Origin of the sequence: Sulfurimonas indica (genome assembly GCF_009192995.1) — a bacterium.
Taxonomy (GTDB): Bacteria; Campylobacterota; Campylobacteria; order Campylobacterales; family Sulfurimonadaceae; genus Sulfurimonas; species Sulfurimonas indica.
This window is the reverse complement of the sequence record NZ_SDID01000002.1, coordinates 105918-124259: the sequence shown is the minus strand read 5'-3', so window position 1 is coordinate 124259 and position 18342 is coordinate 105918. Positions and strand designations below refer to the sequence as shown.

The following is an 18342-nucleotide window of genomic DNA, read 5'->3' as shown; positions in this document are numbered from 1 at the left end:
ACTTATGCCAGAGATATCAAGACGTGGATTTTTAAAAGGTGCTGTAGCACTTGGTACACTGCCACTTGTTGCTAATGCAACACAAAAGGAGGCTACAACAGAGAGTCTGAAGTTTATTCATATTACCGACTCCCATATGGACCTCAGTGACAGCGATTCTGTCGATGCACTCAAACTTGCAGTTGCATATATCAACAAGAATCATCCTGATTTGGATTTTGTACTCTTTGGCGGTGACAACTTTAACAACAATATTGCAGGTGATAAAGATGCCATAGTTTATAAAAAGATATGTGACAATCTCAAAATGCCATACTACACAGTACGCGGGAACAAAGAGTCCTCTCCAAAAGGAGATGATGAGATAAACCTTGCAGCATTTCAAAAGATGTTTGTAGAGGATAGAGGTCTTACTATATCAGGAAAAGATTGGCTTTTGGAGAAAAAAGGTTATAACATTCTTGGGCTTGACAGCTGCAATGAGCATCAAAACAATGGGCGCTACACTGAAGAGACTCTCGCTTTTGCAGAGAAAACTCTTAAAAACGGCAAACCTACTCTTATTTTAAACCATCACCCCTATACTAACTACTGGGGAGGGAGTGAAGAAAAAGATATTCACAAGTATGTGCTTAACAATACAAAAGAGATACAAAAAAGACTCTTTGGATACAAAAATCTTCTTCTTACTCTCTCAGGTCATAAACACATCGACTCTGTAACAAAGATAGATAATGTTACAGTAATTGTCACACGTGGTTTTATTCGTCCGCAAGATCTCGATATGTATCCAATGCGCTATGTTGAGCTCTCAGGTAACACTGCCAATCAGAAACTTATCTATACTGCCTAGAAGTTATAAGCAAACAGAAGTCTAAAGTTGTCATTATTGAACTCTAGACTTTGGCTATATTCTTTGTTGCGTTCTATTACATAAATTGCACCTATTGTAAGGGCCTTATTATATTTGTATTTCGCAGCGATATTCTGTTCGATGATATGTGCTTTTACTCCACTTGTATCTGCTTCTCCTTTAAAGTCACCATAAGCATATAAGAATTTCAATCGTTTATAATAATAACTCACCGCTGCCATAATTGCATCTGCTTTCCTGTCTGCTGTAATCTCATCAAGTATCATACTGTCCATACTTGTAAAAAGCGTTCCTCCACCATAACCGCTAAAACTTTGTTTAGCACTCTTTTTGTTAGAACTGTTATAAGCCAAACGTAATCCAAGTTTGTTATATACTATCTCACCCATTACTCCATAGATATCTGCAGCTATTTGTGAATTATCCAGCTCTTTTTGCTTAAGATATTGACCATTGAAGTGTAAAAAAAGTTCTTTCTTTACGTTGATATGCGCACTGATATCAGTGTAAAAACTTCTGTTGGCAACCTTATCATCACCCTGTGCTATATCTTCTACGGAAGGATTGGAAAAATTATAATACCATGCAGAGATATCTAAAACTTTATTGGAAAAAGAAATCCCCATATATTGACTTCCATTTTTTCCTGTTTTAACCCATCCCTTGTCTAAACCTGCATCATTTCCCTGCCAACGCTGTAGATGACCAAACATAAAGTTCCAATGATTATAAAGATATTGTGCTGTATATGCCTCAAAACTATTGCCAACCATACGAATATCATCACTGTCCGCCAAAGGTGTATCAATTATCTGACGACCGGCACGCAATTCCAATGTTTTATAACTGTAATTAAGATATGCTTCACTAAGCTGCGTATAACTTCTGCTCGTACCTGAGAGCTCTTCATTATACTTCTGATTCTCACCTGAGAGTGCTCTAATATCATTTGTTGTTACCATTGCTGCCGCTGCACTTACCCCATGATACTGTGCTGTTTCATACTTAAGCATTCCACCAACTGCCGTTGCATAATTATTGACACTGTTTTTATTTTCGAAACCTGAGTAAAGTGTTCTAAACTGTCCTATAACTTTGCCATCTTTTACAACACTGTGAAGTTTCTCTACAATAGAAGGTTCTTTCTCTTTTACTTTTGTAATCTTCTGAATTGCCTTGTTTACAGAGTGTACTCTGTTTCTATTCTCATTTACTGCATAAAGACAACTGCTAAATAGCACTGTAAAGCCTATATTGATTAAAAGAATTTTCCGCATTTTCTTCCTTCTCTATCAATCTTGATAATTATTATCGTAATACTACAGTGAAAAAGTTTAAAAATTCTTGAAAATGATAATATTTATCAATTTATATTATTTAAACTATACTATAATTCCATATTCAGCAAAAGAGAGAAGATGGGTTACAGTAAATGGTTAGCAGAGCATGCTAAAAAGCATAAAACAATCATTGATAAGTTGATAGCTAAGAATCTGACAAAAAGTGAGATAATCGACTACTTTAACTTTGAAAATATGAAAGAAAAAGAGCCGGATTTCTGTCCACTCTATGCACAAAACAAAAAATGCCATGAGATTAAACAGCTTAACTGTTACCTCTGCTCCTGTCCAAACTTTCGATTTAGTGACAAGGGTATAAAAGAAGTAGATGACAAACTACTCTGCAGCTACTGCAACATCAATTCAAAAGATGGACGCCAAGCAGCCTACGGTGATAAAATCCATCAAGATTGCTCACGCTGCATAGTTCCGCATACAAAAGAGTATGTAACAAAACACTTTGACTTGGAGTGGAAGAAGATCATGTCTGTTTGTGAGCTTTCATCGTAGATGGGCATTAAAACTCCACTTACGCTCACGCAGGCACAACATCTTTTTCCCTCTTTTAAATTTACAGAACTTCTTGAGACACAAGATGGCATTATGGATACCACCTACATTGTACACAATCACAAAGAAGCATATATTTTAAAAAAGTATGAACGAGATATCAAAGAAAAAATCCTCTTTGATACGGAACTTTTACAAAAACTCAACGCTGCTGGTCTCAATGTCCCTCTTTTACTTGCACAAAACAAAGAGTGGTATCTTTATAAAAAGCTCAAAGGAGAGCAGCCAAAAAAGATACAGCTCATACATCTCCAAACGCTAGGAAGATTTTTAGCACGTTTTCATCAACACTCACGCCATATAAAAAACCAAAAACTCTTTATCAAAAACTATTCCTTAAAAAAAGTCTTGCGTGAGATCAAAACAAAGCACTACTTTTATTATAAAAGACTCTCCTGTCTTACTTCACTCACGCAAGTTTGTGAAGGCTTTATTCATGGGGATATCTTTAAAGACAACACTCTCTTTGATGGTAATAAAATCGCTGTTTTTGACTTTATAGACGGAGGATGTGGCAGTTTTGCTTTTGAACTTGGAGTAAGCCTGCTCTCTTTTAATCCTCACGCACGCAAAAGTTATACAACACTGCTTCTGAGTACCTATAATCAAACAGCACCAAAAAAGATAACTCTGCGTGAGATTGAGAGAGAAATACAAAACGCTGCAAAACTTTATGCACTTTTACGCATTTCACACCACTCTAACACTAACAAAGCAAAAGAGTTAGCAAAACTTTGGTAAAATTCCTCTATGCAAATAACAATCAACGAATACAATATGCAAAATCTTGAAGCCTTTAGCGAGCTGAAGAAAAAAGAGATTTCTGAGCTTATCAACGAAGCCCTTGAAGAGTACTTTATCAATGAAGAGAAAAAGCTCCTAGAGAAGAATCTAGCAGATGAAAATGCCATGACAAATCTGGACTTTGATGAGTTTTGGGATGATGTGGAGATATAAGTCCTTAATCAAGTAGAAGCCTAATTTTCAGAACCTCAAAAAGAGGACTAATGCAAGGCGAAAATTCGTAGCAGCTACTAGTAGCTTCAAGGGTTTTCAACGAAGCAGTAGCTCTCTTTTTGAAGTTCCCTTCGGGTGCTAAGCAAATGCCACTATTGCGTCGTTACATTTTCTTGAATTAGCTATGGCTAGTCCTGCAAAAATGTGCCTAGCACTAGAAGCATTTGCTTAGCACTGAAATTTGGGCTTCTACTTGACTAAGGACTTAATATGCAACACGGCGGTAATATTTACAAATATGCAAAAGAGCTCGACTGTTTAGCTGATGAAATTATTGACTTTTCTTCCAATATCAACTGCTATCAGCCTGATATCAGCTGTAATATATCTCAAAATATCATTACAAAATATGCAAACAGCGACTATCCAGATCTCAAAGAGAGCATTGCACAAAATTATAAAATCCAAACACAAAACATCGCGCTTTACAATGGTGCTACAGCTGCCATCTACGAGCTTATGAATGCACTCAAAGGCAAAAAAGTCTATCTCTATGCACCTCTGTATGGTGAGTATGAAAAAGCAGCCCTTGCAAGTAAAAAAAATATCTATAAGATAAATCGCATCGAAAGCATCGATGCAGAAGTAGAGAAAAAATCTATCGTAGTCTTTGTCAATCCATCGACTCCTGAAGGAAGTTTTTATGATTTGGAGGAGCTCTTTTTAGAGTGGAAAGCTAAAAAATGTACAATAATTATAGATGAAAGCTTCATAGAATTTGAAAAACATAAATCTTTGAGAAACCAAATAAATGATTACAAAAAACTCTATATCATTCAATCTTTTACAAAGTTCTATGCATGTCCAGGTCTTAGAATCGGTGCAGTTTTTGCTCATAAAAAAAACATCAAAGCGCTCAACACTCCACTTTGGAATATCTCTTCACTTGATGCTCTTTTTTTAGAAGAGCGCCTACATGATACAAGTTTTAAAGAAGCGTCTTACTTAATGCATCAAGAGCAAAAAGAGCAGTTGCAAAGCATCTTAAAAGCCTCAAAACTTTTTGATATTATTGTAGAGAGTGAAGCGAACTTCATCCTCACGCAATCATCTCACGCAAAAGAGCTTTTTGAACACCTTTTGGCACATAAAATCCTTGTAAGAAGCTGTGAGAGTTTTGACTATCTTAATGACTCATGGCTGCGATTTGCTGTAAAAGACAAAGAGGCTCACGCAAAGCTCCAAGAGGCACTTGGTGCATTCGCTTAGCATATTTGGCTCAAGCAGTGACGCCGGTAAATCGACACTCTCTTTTGCCATTACCTACCTGCTTCATAGACGTGGTATAAAAGTCGCTCCCTTTAAAGCACAAAATGTCTCTAACAACTCTAGTGTTACTGATATCGACAGAGGTGAGATCGCTATTCCTCAAGCCTTTGCAGCAGAGTCCATTGGGCTGCAAACGACACCACTTTTTAACCCTGTTTTACTCAAGTCCGGAGGAGAGAACAAAGCTCATCTTATCATCAATGGGCAAAGCCTTAAAGATACCGATGTCAAAGAGTACTATAAAGATCTTGACAAGCTCAAACCTGTTGCTAAAAAGGCTTTTAAAACTTTGCAAAAAGAGTATGAATGCATTGTAGCCGAAGGTGCTGGAAGTCCAGTTGAGCTCAATCTAATGGATAAAGATCTCTCTAATCTCTACATCGCCAAGAAGTTCAATACAAAAATCATCCTCGTAGCTGACATCGAGAGAGGTGGCGTTTTTGCTTCTATCTATGGAGTTTATAAACTCCTGCCCAAAAAACTGCGTAAGAATGTCATCGGTGTCATCATCAATAAGTTCCGGGGAGATATGAGCCTTTTTGATAAAGGCGTAGATATCATAGAGAAAGATTTTGGCATCAAGGCCTTAGGAGTTGTCCCTTATCTACCGTTTAACTTAGGCTTTGAAGATGGGGCATCCTTGATGCATTACAAACAAGATACACACAAAGCTATCATTAAAGTAGCCGTTATCAAACTCCCGCATATCTCTAACTTTACAGATTTTGAACCTTTAGTAGCAGACAAGGAAATCGAACTCAGCTTCATTACAAATCCAAGTGAAGCCCAGCACTGTGAACTCTTAATAGTCCCCGGAAGCAAACGTGTCTTTGATGACTTGGAGTGGCTGCGAAAGAGAGGCTTTGAAGAACTACTGCAAGATAAAGAGAGAAAACTGCTTGCTATCTGTGGCGGCTATGAGATGATGTTTGAGCGACTCTTTGATAAGGAAAGTGTGGAATCTGATAAAAAAAGTATAGAAGGTTTTGGACGACTAAGAGGTGACGTAGTGTTCCAGACTAACAAAGTGCTAACAAAGGGTTGCTACAATCTTTTTGGATCTATGTGCAGCGGGTATGAAATCCATTACGGCATAGCAAAGAAAAGAGCCACAAAAGCAAAAAACTTTTATGGTACTTTTGTTCATGGATTTTTTGAGAACAATACATTGCGTAAGAGAATCTTTTCTGAGATAAACCCTCACTATCAAGGCTATGATTTTCAAAGCTATAAAAAAGATACCATTGCAGAGTTTGCACAACATATTAACAAGCATATAGACCTAGATTATATTTTAGAGAAACTGCATGATACTGAGTAACCTTCTTATCGCTCTTTTGGCCTATCTTATCGATAAGCTATTTGGCGAATTTACTTTTATCAAACATCCTATTATTCTCATTGGGGATGTCATCTCCTTTTTTGAGACAAAACTCTACAAAGACTCAGTTGTTCGAGGAGTCTTGCTTGTCGTTGCTGTTTTAACTGTTATCTCACTTGTTAGTTTTGCAATAGCCACCTACCTGCAACTGCTTAATTCACTTGTCAATATCATCATAAGTGGGTTTATTGCCTCTATTTTCATAGCGCACAAAATGCTCTATGACTCTGTAGCAGAGATTCTCTACGCAACTAACAAAAAAGAGCTCCTTCAAATGTTAGTCTCACGTGACACAGAGAATCTTAGTGAGAGTGAAATCTATAAAGCTGCCATTGAGACCTATGCAGAAAATCTGAGTGATGGTGTTATTGCACCTCTTTTTTATCTCTCTCTTTTTGGACTTCCCGGGATTATCATCTACAAAACCATCAACACGATGGACTCTATGGTAGGGTACCGAAATGAAAAATATGAAAAGTTCGGTAAAGCCGCTGCACGCTTAGATGATTTTGTAAACTACATTCCCGCCCGCCTTACTGCTCTCCTGCTGATGCTTATAACGCAACAAAAAAGAGTTCTCTCCTTTTATAAGGAGGGTTCAAAACATGAAAGTCCCAATGCCGGACATCCCATTACTGCAATGGCTCTGTTTTTAAAAGTAAAACTAGGAGGCCCCACTTCCTATTTTGGAGAGCTCAAAGAGAAAGCTTTTTTTGGACAAGGAAGAGAAAATATACAGGCTGATGACCTGCAAAAAATGCTGTTACTTAAAAAAAAGATTGATTTTCTTATTTTTTGTTTTTTGCTACTTTTAGTTATCATTACACTATCTATACCTTAAGGAGAGAGAATGAAAAAACTAAATGTTTTACTCACACTGTTCTTGGCAGCTTTTCTTTTCTCTGGAATGTGGTCCGGGGAATCTAAAGATGATCTTCGCAAAGAGCGTCAAACGATGAATAAAGAGACTCTCCAATATCTCTATAAATATGCACCAGAGGCAAAAGCAATGATAAAAAGGGCCTATGGATACGCTACATTTAGTAATGTCGGTGTCAACCTTATTCTTTTTTCTGCCGAAGGTGGTTACGGAATGGCTCACAATAACAGAACCGGAAAAAATATTTATATGAATATGGCCTCAGGTGGTATTGGTCTTGGACTTGGCATAAAAGATTTCCGAGCTATTTTTATCTTTGCCAATAAAAAAGTCTTTGATGATTTTGTCAATAACGGTTGGGAGGCCAATGCACAGGCAGATGCCGCGGCCAAAGCAGATGACAAAGGTGGTGCGCTCGGAGCTGCTATCACAGTAGCACCGGGGATTCGCCTCTATAAACTGACAAAAAGCGGTTTGGCGCTCCAAGCTACGATTCAGGGAACAAAATATTGGAAAGATGGTGATTTAAACTAAAATGCAAACATTTAATATTTTTACAAATGAAACAGATACACTTCCAGAAGGGAAAGCCGACTTTATTTTATCTGCAAGTGTAACAAAAACCTGTGAGATAGAAGGCATTACACAAGCCGGTATTCCAGGGATGATTCCTCTTACGCCAACTCTTGATGCCGAATTTATCTCTACCCAAAAAGTTTTCTCTCTTGGTGAATTGGCAGAAACACCGACAGGTGTACCAACTCCGGCACTTATTACCCGAGCAGCACATAATCTTACACCCTTTTCAAGCATTGAGATTTTTGATCTGGGACTTGTAAAAAAACCGCAAAACTCTACACTCCATAACTTTGATATAAAACCCTCTGAGGCAATTAACAAAGGTGCCAATATAAATGCCAAGGAGATTTTCAACAAAGGTCGCCAAGCAGGTAAAACATATGAACTAAAAGGCAACTATCTTATCTTAGCGGAGAGTACTCCAGCAGGTACAACAACAGCTACTGCTTCAGCCCTTGCACTTGGATATGATGTTGCCAATGACTTCTCATCAAGCTTTTTACATGTTCCAGACAACATAAAAAAGGAGACGATAAAGCAGGCTCTTTCACTTTTGCGTGAAGATATGTCAAACTTTGAAAAATTAGATATTGTAAGTGATAATATGCTGCTTTTTTGTGCCGGATTTATCTTAGAGGCAAGTCGTCGTTTTCATGTAGTACTCGCTGGTGGGACACAGATGGCAGCCTGTCTGCTTATCGCTGATGCCCTGCGTGAGGATGTTTTGATGCGTGTTAAAGATGAAAATATTACCCTAGCCACAACAGCGTGGGTCACACATGATAAAAACTCAAATATTGCTCGTATTTTAGAGCAGCTCAGCTACAAACCTCACGCAGTTTACACAACTTTCTCATTTGCAGAGTCCCAAATCCCTGTTTTACACAAATATGATGAGGGAGAAGCAAAAGAGGGAGTCGGAGCAGGTGCAGCACTGGCTTATATGCTAAAAAACGATCTTGAGAATCAAAAAGTTTTGGAACAAATTGAGTATTTAATCTACACTATGTGACAATTCAAAGACAATCTTTAGCTACAATGGTAGAAAAATTTTTCACAGGGCTTGTCATGTTTCATTCAGTAAAATCAAAAGTAATCATTTCTATTTTGGGGCTTAGTATTGCCGGACTTGTCTCTATCAGCTACTATCTATCATCTACGCTTCATGAACTCTCCAATACAACTGCTAAAAAATCACTCAAAATGCTCAGTGAATCCATCTTTCAAACCATGACAACAAGTATGATGATGGGTGATCCAGAAATCGTTCAGGATGCTTTTAAACATGCCAGAAAAATTGATGGTATCGAATATTTGGATATAGGCAAATCAAAAGCAGTTATCGAAGTTTATGCCCCTGCAGAAAAATTTACAAATGATCCACTTCTTATAGATGCGCTTACCAACAAAACAACAAAAATTTTGGAGAAGGATATAAACAACCATCATACCATTCGTATGATAAAACCGATGATAGCAGAAAAACGATGTCTGCAGTGTCACTATAACGTAAATGTAGGTGATGCACTCGGAGCAATGGATCTTGTTATCTCCCTTGATAAAAACGATGCAGAAATTCAAAACACAAATATGATGCTACTCATCTCTCTTGTTGTAGCAGGTATTCTTTTTGCCATTCTTGCTTCTATCTTCTTTGTCAAAGAGATCTTTTCACCACTTGAACGACTCAAAGCAAAAATCGCCAATCTCGTCAGTGGTGATAAAGATTTGACAAAAAGACTTGCCTATAAAAAAGGAAATGAGTTCGGTGCGGCTGCCAATGAGGTCAACAACTTTATAGAGATGATTCAGACTACTGTAAACAGTGTCAAATCATTAGGTCACCAAAACAAAGCTATTGCCAATGAGATAGAGATGGCATCACATGTTATTCGCAAAGGAACACAACAAGAACAGGCACTCGTTGAAAAAACTAGTCAAAAAAGTGCAGCTATTCAAGATATCTTACGAGAGACAATAGAAGCTGCTACTGAAACCCAAGCAAAAATTCTCGCAGCAGAAGAGGAACTCTCCAGTGCCAAAGAGTCTCTAGATACTTTAAGCTCTGAAGTTACCAGCTTTGTAGAGACAGAAGCTGAACTGCATCAAGAGCTCTCTTCTCTTAAAACTGATGCCGATCAGGTAAAAGATGTACTCAACATCATCCGTGAAATTGCAGAACAGACAAACCTGCTCGCACTCAATGCTGCCATAGAAGCGGCACGTGCGGGAGAGCACGGACGTGGTTTTGCCGTTGTTGCCGATGAAGTAAGAAAACTGGCGGAGAGAACACAAAAAGGACTCAGTGAGATAGATATCAGTGTCAATACAATTGTTCAAGCCATTAATGATGTCAGCGATAAAATGGCACATAATACCAAAAACATTGAAGCACTTGCTGATATCTCTGCAGATGTCGAAGCAAAAATCAACATCACAACCGATGCGATGGACAACTCGACACAAGTTGCAAACAAATCAAAAGAGGATAGTCTTAAGATGAGTGAAAATCTCAAAGAGATTATTCAATATATTACCGACATAGAGACCCTCTCTACTGCAAATAAAACAAGTGTAGAGAGTATTGAGAGTGATCTGCAGAAACTTGTTGATGTTGCCTCCTCTTTACAGGCAACCATCAATGAGTTCAAAAGCTAGAAATTTTTAATGGGGGCGTCTTGGTCCCCGTCTATGCGTGTAGTTTTTTCGAAAACAGGACTGGCAGATCGCATACTTTGAATTGAGCGGCAGTGGAGCTGAACAGAGTTTACAAACCTGTGCAAGCTGTGTCTGTTGCAAAGTATTTTCTATGTACTTATTCAACACACCTCGATAACGCCGTGCTTTTTCTTCATCTACAAAATTCTCACCAAACCTGTAAGAGAGCCAAAGATAAAGAGATATCTCTTTGACCATATCTTCTGCACGCAAAAGTTCATCAGAAGTTTGTGCATGTGAACCCTGCAGGCGTGGTGGATGGTAGTAAACAGGTTCCTTTTTCTCCAACGCATGGATATAACTCTCATAGGCCTCTATAATATAGGCAGATTTCAGTGTCAGTGGTGCACATGCCAAATGATACTTCGTAGCGATATCCAAATCATATGAATCCACTATACGTGAGGCCTCAAGCATATCATCCAAACTTGCCGCATAAAATGGACCGTTAAATTCCATGTTTTTAATAAAAAAGCGTAAAATCTCCTCGAGCGAGTTCTCTTCCAAAATAGAGCTGACAAGCCTGATATGGTCAAGCGAGGCCATCACTTTAAACGGTGTTTTTATCTTTTTTGGCTCTTTTGCAAAATTTTTCTTTATAATTGAAAGAGCTTCTTTATTGAGTGCTCCCACATAGCCGTTTTCATGTAGACCGTATCGCCCTGCCCGACCGGCGATTTGTTGAATCTCTGAAGCAAAAAGATTACGTTGCGCAATGCCGTCAAATTTCTCAGCCTTTGAGAAGAGTATAGTCTTAATCGGCAGGTTCATCCCCATGGCAATAGCATCTGTGGCAACAAGGATCTGTGTCTCTCCTTCACGAAAACGTCGAGCCTCTTCACGTCTGACCTCTGGGGAAAGATTTCCATAAACAACACTCACACTAAACTCTGCAGAGAGACGCTGTTTGAGACCAAGCACATCTTTACGACTAAAAGCTATCACAGCGCTCCCTGCCTCTATCTCTTTAAAATCACACGGTTTTTCTAAGAGTTCAAGCGGATTTTTTCGCTCAAACTCTATGATCTCAAGCTCTTCTCCAAGATACTCTGCAAGGGCTATAATGGCATCTTTAACATTTGGTGAGCCTGTCATTATCACCTCAGATGCGGGTGCTCCAATAATGGCATTTGCCCATGCCCAGCCACGATCACGGTCATCTATCATCTGCACCTCATCGATAACACAGACATCCACATCCACATCATAGTTCATCATCTCAATCGTTGAACTGATATGTGTCGCATCATCATCAAGTATCTGCTCTTCTCCTGTTATCAAAGAAGCATCTATTCCCTTTGATTTAAGTGTCTCATACCCCTCTAGAGCAAGCAGTCGTAATGGTGCAAGATAGTAACCGGTATCTGCCTCTTGAAGTTGCTGCATTGCCGTATATGTTTTACCGCTGTTCGTCGGACCTATATGCAGTGTCAGTTTTCGTTGCATTCCCCGTGCAACAGGAAAAAGGTTTTTAAAATCACGAATCGTTCGTGCAAGCAGTTCCTGACGTTGTTTTTTAATCAACTCACCTTGGATGGAGTGTAGAAACCTTCGGGTAATCTTTCGCTTGATCTTCTCCGTGAGATGAAGTGTTCCTGGTAATAACTCCAAAACGAACTCATAGACTCTTGCGTGAAGCTCCTCCTCACTAAAGTGAAGCAATTCGGCATATCCTCTGCACTCCTCTACCAGCTCACACAGCTCTTCTAAAAACTCATCCTCATACTCTTTTTTTACTTCAATATGGACTGCATCAAAATTAAAACGCTTGGACTCCCATATCTCTTCTAAAAGTCCATCAAGTTCTATATGCAGTTCCAGATTGTAAGCAACTTCCAGCTCCGAATATGGCAGTGTAAGACGCTCATCTACAACAATAAGTACCTCTTCACTGTGCAGCTCTATCTCTTTGGCATCAATCTTCTGGGCGACGATACGCTTTAAAACTTTCGCACTCATTAAGGGATATGTTAGTGTTGTTTTAGGAGGTGAAGCTCGCAGGGAATCCAAAATCTCTTTTGTAGAGAGATATGCGTGAGGATATTTAAGCCCTTGTAAAAAGGCATCTATTTGCTGCTGTTTTTGTTCTACGACTGCTACTTTGTCCCTGCCTATGATTGCAACTATCTCTTCATAGGGATTGTCTTCTATGAACTCATAGAAGTAGGGTTTTGTATGCAGTGTTAAGATCTTATGAAAACTCTGCTCATACAGTTCGTATTTGAGTGAAGCATTAAACTCAAAACTGTTATCAAGATCAAAAAAACCCTCCAGCTCACGCTCGAGCTTCTCTTTTTTCAACTCAAAACGAATATATCGGAGCTTTGACTCCATCTTCTCAATCGTTATCTTCTTAGAGCGCACTGTAGAAAACACCTCACGCAGACGCAGTGCCTCTTCATCATTGACATCTAACTCTGCCAAGATAGCTTCAATCTTCTCTTGGCGATTAAAGTGTGGTTCATCTTTTGGCTTTTGGGACTTATAAACTTTTCCGTCTGCTTCAAAAAAGTGCAAGATATCCTGACGCATCGCACTCTCGGCTTCTGACCATATCATACGAAGTGTTTTGACCATCAGTTTTTTGTTATGCTCGATATCATAGATACCAAGTGCACTAAAAAGCTCGCTGAGTGTTTTACTCTCAACACGCTCTATCCCTACATCAAAAGGATCTCCATCAAAAAATTTTCGTATCCGCTGATTGATTTTGCTGTTTTTCTTATTTTTCTTTGCCATTATGTTATTGTACTTATCTTAACTTAAAAGTGCCACAATATAATTACACTATGAATTACCCAAATGAATGGACTCAAAAAGAGTTTTTAGAAAACAAAAAGCGTTTTGAAAAAGAGGGAAAAAAAGTAGTTCTTGTTGACACAGTTCTCTCTCCTATAGAAAAAGCCGATACCGTTACATACAATCCTTATGAGCTGAAAGAGTACCCAGAGGGAAGTGTTTTTGTCTTTTACTGTGATACAGGGAAAGCTACACTGGAGAGACTTCAAGAGTATAAAGAGAAGTTTCCAAAGCACCACTGTATCTCACTCAAAGGCGGACGTGGCTACTGGCGTAAAAATATGCAGCTGTTGGATGACAATGACACAGAGTAAAATTGACGAATTCAAAGCGTGCCTGCGTGAGGAACGCTTTTATGATGCGCATGAGGCACTTGAAGTACTCTGGTTCCCTCAACGTTTTGAGGCGACAAATGAGACAAAACTCCTCAAAGGCTTTATCAATGCTGCTGTAAGTTTGGAGCTTATCAAACGCGGAAGAGTAAAACAGAGCAAAAAAGTATGGCTGAACTACCTCAAATACAGACAACTTCTCTTCTCTATAGACTCTCCTTATCTCAATGAGTACTATAAACTCTCACGTACACTCGAACACATTCAAAGGGAATTAAATCAGTGAGAGAGTCAATTAATTTTCTCATTTAACAGTCACTAAATCTATCTCTTATCTTTAAAAAATCATCTCTATTATTAAGAAATATATCAATCAAAGTCGGGTCAAAATGTTTTCCCTTCTCTTCTTCAAACATTTTAAAAATATCTTCATCTCTCCAAGCTTTTTTATAGACTCGACTACTTCCAAGGGCATCAAAAACATCTGCAATGGCCGTAATCCTTGCGTATATACTAATCTCTTCACCTTGCAGACCTCTCGGATATCCACTTCCATCATATTTTTCATGATGCTCATAAGCAATTGTTGCAGCAATTTGCAAAAGTTCCTTATCAGAGTGTCGTAACATATCATAACCCAACGTTGTGTGTGTATTCATTATCTCTTTTTCTTCAAAAGTTAACTTCGAGGGTTTGTTTAAAATACTGTCAGCAATACCGATTTTGCCAATATCATGCATTGGACTTGCCTCTTTTAACATCTCTGCATAATAGTTGTCAATACCACAGTATTTTGCTAAAAGTTTTGAATACTCAGCAACTCTTTTGACATGATTACCTGTCTCTTTTGAGCGAATCTCACCGATGGCTCCCATGGTAAATATAATCTCTTTTTGTGTTTCACGTATCTCTTTATTAAGCGCTACAACCTCTACAACTCTTTTTTCTACCTCTACTTCCAAATACTCATTAATACTCTCTATCTCTTCTTTGAGCTTCTCTATCTTCTTTTGGTTTGTAATATTGTGTCGTAGAGCATGATAGCCTATATGTTTACCCTTTGCATCAAAATAGGGCTCAATATGAGCAAGAACCCAATAGTCACTCCCATCCTTTGCTCTGTTTTTTATCTCACCAACCCATCTTTTTCCTGCTTTTATTGTACGCCACAACTCTTCAAATAGTGTGTCCGGAACATCTGGATGGCGTACGATATTGTGATTTTTTCCAATAAGTTCATCTGCATTGTATTTACTTATCTCACAAAATGCATCACTTACATAGAGAATTTTTCCACTCAAATCAGTAGCTGAAAAAATAACATTTTTATTAAAAGAATCAAGTATATATTTTAAATCGATAGCACTGCTTAAAAAATCATCCTGCATACTCTTCCTTTTTACATCTATTCTATTATATCAAATATATCAAAAAAGTCTCTCTTTGACACCTCTCTCTTTTTCCTGCTTATACCAAGAGATCATTGCAAATGCCATGAATGCAATCAATGAAGAGCTTAGAAATAGCTGCTGGGCATAATACTCATAGATAAAGCCCGCTAACAGTGCTCCAAGAAGCCCACCCAAACCATATGTAATACCTGAAAAAAACTGCTGTGCAAGACTTTTGTGCCTGTAATTAGCAAAAAGGTAAGAAATTGCTGCAGAGTGAAAAAGTGCAAAGCTCAGTGCATGCAGAGATTGAGCAAAAAAGAGCACGCTCAAGTTTGTCGGATATGCAAAAATCAAAAACCATCGAATGATTGTTGCAAAGATGGTTATCTGCAGAACGCTCAAAAGATTAGCGCGAAGAAACCTTCCCTGAAAATAGAGCATTGCCACCTCAACGATAACACCAAAACTCCAGAGATATATTGTCATATCAAGCGAAATACCTCTGTCTGTCTCATAGATTGTAAAAAAGTTATAAAAAGAACCAAAACTCATCTGCATCAACAGCAGTCCTAACCAGAGTTTATAATCACGCAGAAGATGGATGTCATTTTGATAGTTCTCTTGGCTTTGTGATTCCTTGGCCACCGCAGTGCTTTGTACAAAGTAGGCAACTGCTGTCATGATTAGTGTCAAAACAAATAAAAAATTTAAAGCGACATAAGCAGATGACAAAAACTTCACAAGCACAAGTGCCACGATGATAAAACCAAGCGAGCCAAAGAGTCGCACTTTCCCATAACGCTCTTTACCAATCGAGTCCAAAGAGATAAGCTCAACATAAGGGAGTATCAGACTAAGCCCCACTCCAAGGCCAATGTTTGAAAGCAACAGAAAATAAAAATGCTCTAGCGAGAGATAAAAAGAGAATGCACTCACAGCGACTAAAACCAAAGAGCCATTAAATATCTTGGAGTTTAACTGCAATCCACGCATAAACAAAAACGGCAATATAAAACGAATAAGCGGTGCAGCAGCGAAGATAATCCCTATCTCACTGGCACTGTAGCCCACGCCGCTTAAAACCTTTGGTAAAAAGATAATATAGATACCGACAACAGAAAAATAAAAATAGTAAAAGATGCCTAGTAGTAAAATCATTCTAAAATTATAACCGCATTTGTAATACTTTTATGATAAAATACTTCCTATCACTAAAAACAAGGTGGAAATTATGTTACGAGAGATGAGTGAAAATGACTTCATCGTATCTAAAACAGATGCCAAAGGTCGCCTTACCTATGTCAATAAAATTTTTATAGAGATGGCAGAGTATACAGAAGCTGAACTTCTTGGAAAACCACATAATATTGTGCGTCATCCTGATATGCCAAAAACAGTATTTAAACTTCTATGGGAACGTATCCAAAACAAGCAGGAGATTTTTGCCTATGTTATCAACAAAACAAAAAATGACAATGCCTACTGGGTCTATGCCAATGTAACGGCTTCTTTTGATACAAGAGGTAACATTATTGGCTATTATTCGGTAAGACGAAAACCAAATCCTGAAGCACTTGCTCTTATTAAACCGCTTTATGAACAGATGGTTCAAGCAGAAAGAAGTGGTGGTATAGCTGCCGGTGAGAAGATCCTTGATGATCTATTACATAAAGAAGGAGTAAGTTACGATGAATTTATCATCTCTATTCAAAAATAAACAGTCCCTTGTATTGTTTGTCGCTTTAACTGTTGTTACCCTCTATGCTCTTGTTGCAAGCAACTATATTTTAGCTGCGCTTCTGCTTCTTGTTTTGGTCGCATCTCTTTTCATACCGACACAGAACTCTTCAAGTTCAACATCTAAAATCATATTAGATATTCAAAGGGTTCTTGCTCACGCAGCCAAAGGAGAACTCGAAGATCGTATTACAAACATTCCAAACGACAACTCTAAAAATGCAAAAATCGCATGGGCTCTCAACGATACCATTGACCAGCTCGAAGCTTTTATGCGTGACATTGCAACAACCATTGAAGCGGCTTCCAAAGGGAAAACATATCGTCATACCTATCCACAGGGGCTCCAAGGTATCTTTAAAACAACTGCCGTAAACGTCAACAAGGCGATTGCATCTATTGCCGATGGCTATGAGACAAAAATCCGAGGAGAGATGTCCGAAAAGTTTACTTCTCTTGGGGGTGGTGTCGCAAGAGGTCTTGGCATTATTCAGCAAGATTTGACAAGCTCATCGGAAGATGCAAGTGAAATTGTTGATGTATCCCAAAAAACTGCAAAGGAGTCTGCAGAATCACTCAGCAGTGTCTTGGAAATTGGCGAGCATCTGAACTTACTTGTAGAACTTATTGCCTCATCCCATGAAGGTATTGTCTCTCTTGAAGGCAGAAGCCGTGAAATCTCCGAAGTTATCGGTCTTATAAAAGATATCGCCGACCAGACAAATCTTCTTGCACTGAATGCGGCAATCGAAGCTGCCCGTGCAGGGGAGCATGGACGCGGATTCGCTGTTGTTGCCGATGAGGTAAGAAAACTTGCAGAACGCACACAAAAAGCGACAAATGAGATAGAAATTACTATCTCAACACTCCAACAAGAAGCAAACGATATGCGTAGCAACTCTGATGAGATCAGTAATATCGCTCAAGAGTCCAGTACGGTTATCAATGAGTTTGAAACAACTTTCAAAGATTTAAATCATCTTGCAGAAGATGCTTCAAATACAGCAATTAACATCCAAAACAGACTCTTTACAACGCTTGTAAAAGTAGACCATATTCTCTTTAAATCTAATGCATATTCAGCAGTACTCGATGATGATACAAGTAAAATCTTCCCTGACCATCACAACTGCCGTATGGGGAAATGGTATGAGGGTGTCGGTAAAGAGAGATTCGGTCATACCAAAGCCTTTAAAGAGATGGATGCACCACATGCTCAAGTACATGAAATGGCTTTTAAAAATATGGAATTTGTTCATAATGGAACTGTGATCAAGTATGACAATCCAGAGAAAATCATACAAAACTTTGCTACAATGGAAGATGCATCCGCTCTGTTATTTGCCAAACTTGACCAAATGTTAGTGGAATACAAAGAGAAAAAAGGGAAAGTTTAGATATTTACCTAATATTTACTTATAATTATTATAATTTCACATCTCAATTATGTTT

18 protein-coding genes and 1 pseudogene are annotated in these 18342 nt (G+C 38.4%); 15 read left to right on the top strand and 4 right to left on the bottom strand.

The annotated features are described in order from the left end of the window. Positions 1–4: 4 nt before the first annotated feature. On the top strand, positions 5–853 hold the full coding sequence (locus tag ES948_RS01670) for a metallophosphoesterase family protein (RefSeq protein WP_152183191.1): 849 nt from the start codon (positions 5–7) through the stop codon (positions 851–853). On the opposite strand, the gene ES948_RS01665 is transcribed toward ES948_RS01670, so the two are convergent. Continuing rightward, complete coding sequence (locus ES948_RS01665) at positions 850–2151, bottom strand: hypothetical protein (RefSeq protein WP_152183190.1); 1302 nt, start codon at positions 2149–2151, stop codon at positions 850–852. The genes ES948_RS01670 and ES948_RS01665 overlap by 4 nt on opposite strands. A 141-nt stretch (positions 2152–2292) precedes the next feature. Here ES948_RS01665 and ES948_RS01660 point away from each other — a divergent pair, with 141 nt between their 5' ends. The 9 genes from ES948_RS01660 (at position 2293) to ES948_RS01620 (ending at position 10568) form a co-directional block, all read left to right on the top strand. Then, positions 2293–2724: a hypothetical protein gene (locus ES948_RS01660; protein ID WP_152183189.1), complete on the top strand. Its 432-nt coding sequence runs from the start codon at positions 2293–2295 to the stop codon at positions 2722–2724. Beyond that, positions 2725–3525, top strand: coding sequence for a phosphotransferase (locus ES948_RS01655; protein WP_152183188.1), 801 nt, complete (start codon positions 2725–2727; stop codon positions 3523–3525). Between the two features lie 9 nt (positions 3526–3534). Then, positions 3535–3741 (top strand): hypothetical protein, encoded by a 207-nt coding sequence (locus ES948_RS01650; RefSeq protein ID WP_152183187.1) that lies wholly within the window; start codon positions 3535–3537, stop codon positions 3739–3741. Between the two features lie 270 nt (positions 3742–4011). After that, positions 4012–5010, top strand: a complete 999-nt coding sequence (locus ES948_RS01645) for an aminotransferase class I/II-fold pyridoxal phosphate-dependent enzyme (protein ID WP_152183186.1) — start codon at positions 4012–4014, stop codon at positions 5008–5010. Then, a complete protein-coding gene (locus ES948_RS01640) occupies positions 4997–6391 on the top strand; it encodes a cobyric acid synthase (RefSeq protein ID WP_152183185.1) in 1395 nt (464 codons plus the stop codon). Before ES948_RS01645 ends, ES948_RS01640 begins: the two co-directional genes overlap by 14 nt. Further along, positions 6378–7292: an adenosylcobinamide-phosphate synthase CbiB gene (gene cbiB / locus ES948_RS01635; RefSeq protein WP_246153795.1), complete on the top strand. Its 915-nt coding sequence runs from the start codon at positions 6378–6380 to the stop codon at positions 7290–7292. Before ES948_RS01640 ends, cbiB begins: the two co-directional genes overlap by 14 nt. A gap of 9 nt (positions 7293–7301) precedes the next feature. After that, positions 7302–7865 carry a lipid-binding SYLF domain-containing protein gene (locus ES948_RS01630; protein ID WP_152183184.1) on the top strand — a complete coding sequence of 188 codons (564 nt, stop codon included), beginning with the start codon at positions 7302–7304 and terminating at the stop codon, positions 7863–7865. 1 nt (position 7866) lies between these two features. Further along, entirely contained in the window at positions 7867–8922 is a 1056-nt protein-coding gene (locus ES948_RS01625) for a nicotinate-nucleotide--dimethylbenzimidazole phosphoribosyltransferase (protein ID WP_152183183.1), read from the top strand. A gap of 26 nt (positions 8923–8948) precedes the next feature. Then, complete coding sequence (locus tag ES948_RS01620; protein WP_246153794.1) at positions 8949–10568, top strand: methyl-accepting chemotaxis protein; 1620 nt, start codon at positions 8949–8951, stop codon at positions 10566–10568. A gap of 6 nt (positions 10569–10574) precedes the next feature. Here ES948_RS01620 and ES948_RS01615 read toward each other — a convergent pair whose 3' ends face one another. After that, positions 10575–13367: an SUV3 domain-containing protein gene (locus ES948_RS01615; RefSeq protein ID WP_152183182.1), complete on the bottom strand. Its 2793-nt coding sequence runs from the start codon at positions 13365–13367 to the stop codon at positions 10575–10577. 50 nt (positions 13368–13417) lie between these two features. Between ES948_RS01615 and ES948_RS01610 the strand changes: the two genes are divergently transcribed. Together ES948_RS01610 and ES948_RS01605 are read left to right on the top strand one after the other, a co-directional pair. Continuing rightward, complete coding sequence (locus ES948_RS01610) at positions 13418–13741, top strand: hypothetical protein (protein WP_152183181.1); 324 nt, start codon at positions 13418–13420, stop codon at positions 13739–13741. Then, positions 13728–14045, top strand: coding sequence for a DUF309 domain-containing protein (locus ES948_RS01605; RefSeq protein WP_188109419.1), 318 nt, complete (start codon positions 13728–13730; stop codon positions 14043–14045). The genes ES948_RS01610 and ES948_RS01605 overlap by 14 nt, the downstream gene beginning before the upstream one ends. A gap of 22 nt (positions 14046–14067) precedes the next feature. Here ES948_RS01605 and ES948_RS01600 read toward each other — a convergent pair whose 3' ends face one another. Both ES948_RS01600 and ES948_RS01595 read right to left on the bottom strand, forming a co-directional pair. Further along, positions 14068–15147, bottom strand: coding sequence for an HD domain-containing phosphohydrolase (locus ES948_RS01600; RefSeq protein WP_152183179.1), 1080 nt, complete (start codon positions 15145–15147; stop codon positions 14068–14070). A gap of 39 nt (positions 15148–15186) precedes the next feature. Further along, positions 15187–16311: an MFS transporter gene (locus ES948_RS01595; RefSeq protein WP_152183178.1), complete on the bottom strand. Its 1125-nt coding sequence runs from the start codon at positions 16309–16311 to the stop codon at positions 15187–15189. A 73-nt stretch (positions 16312–16384) separates the two neighbouring features. Between ES948_RS01595 and ES948_RS01590 the strand changes: the two genes are divergently transcribed. The 3 genes and pseudogenes from ES948_RS01590 to ES948_RS11210 all read left to right on the top strand — a co-directional run bounded on the left by ES948_RS01590 (position 16385) and on the right by ES948_RS11210 (position 18287). Beyond that, positions 16385–16870: a PAS domain-containing protein gene (locus ES948_RS01590; protein ID WP_152183177.1), complete on the top strand. Its 486-nt coding sequence runs from the start codon at positions 16385–16387 to the stop codon at positions 16868–16870. Then, positions 16842–17849 (top strand): annotated as a pseudogene (locus ES948_RS11120) (methyl-accepting chemotaxis protein); the annotation flags it as partial. The gene ES948_RS01590 and the pseudogene ES948_RS11120, both read left to right, overlap by 29 nt. After that, a complete protein-coding gene (locus tag ES948_RS11210) occupies positions 17832–18287 on the top strand; it encodes a CZB domain-containing protein (protein WP_246153800.1) in 456 nt (151 codons plus the stop codon). The pseudogene ES948_RS11120 and the gene ES948_RS11210, both read left to right, overlap by 18 nt. Positions 18288–18342: the final 55 nt, after the last annotated feature.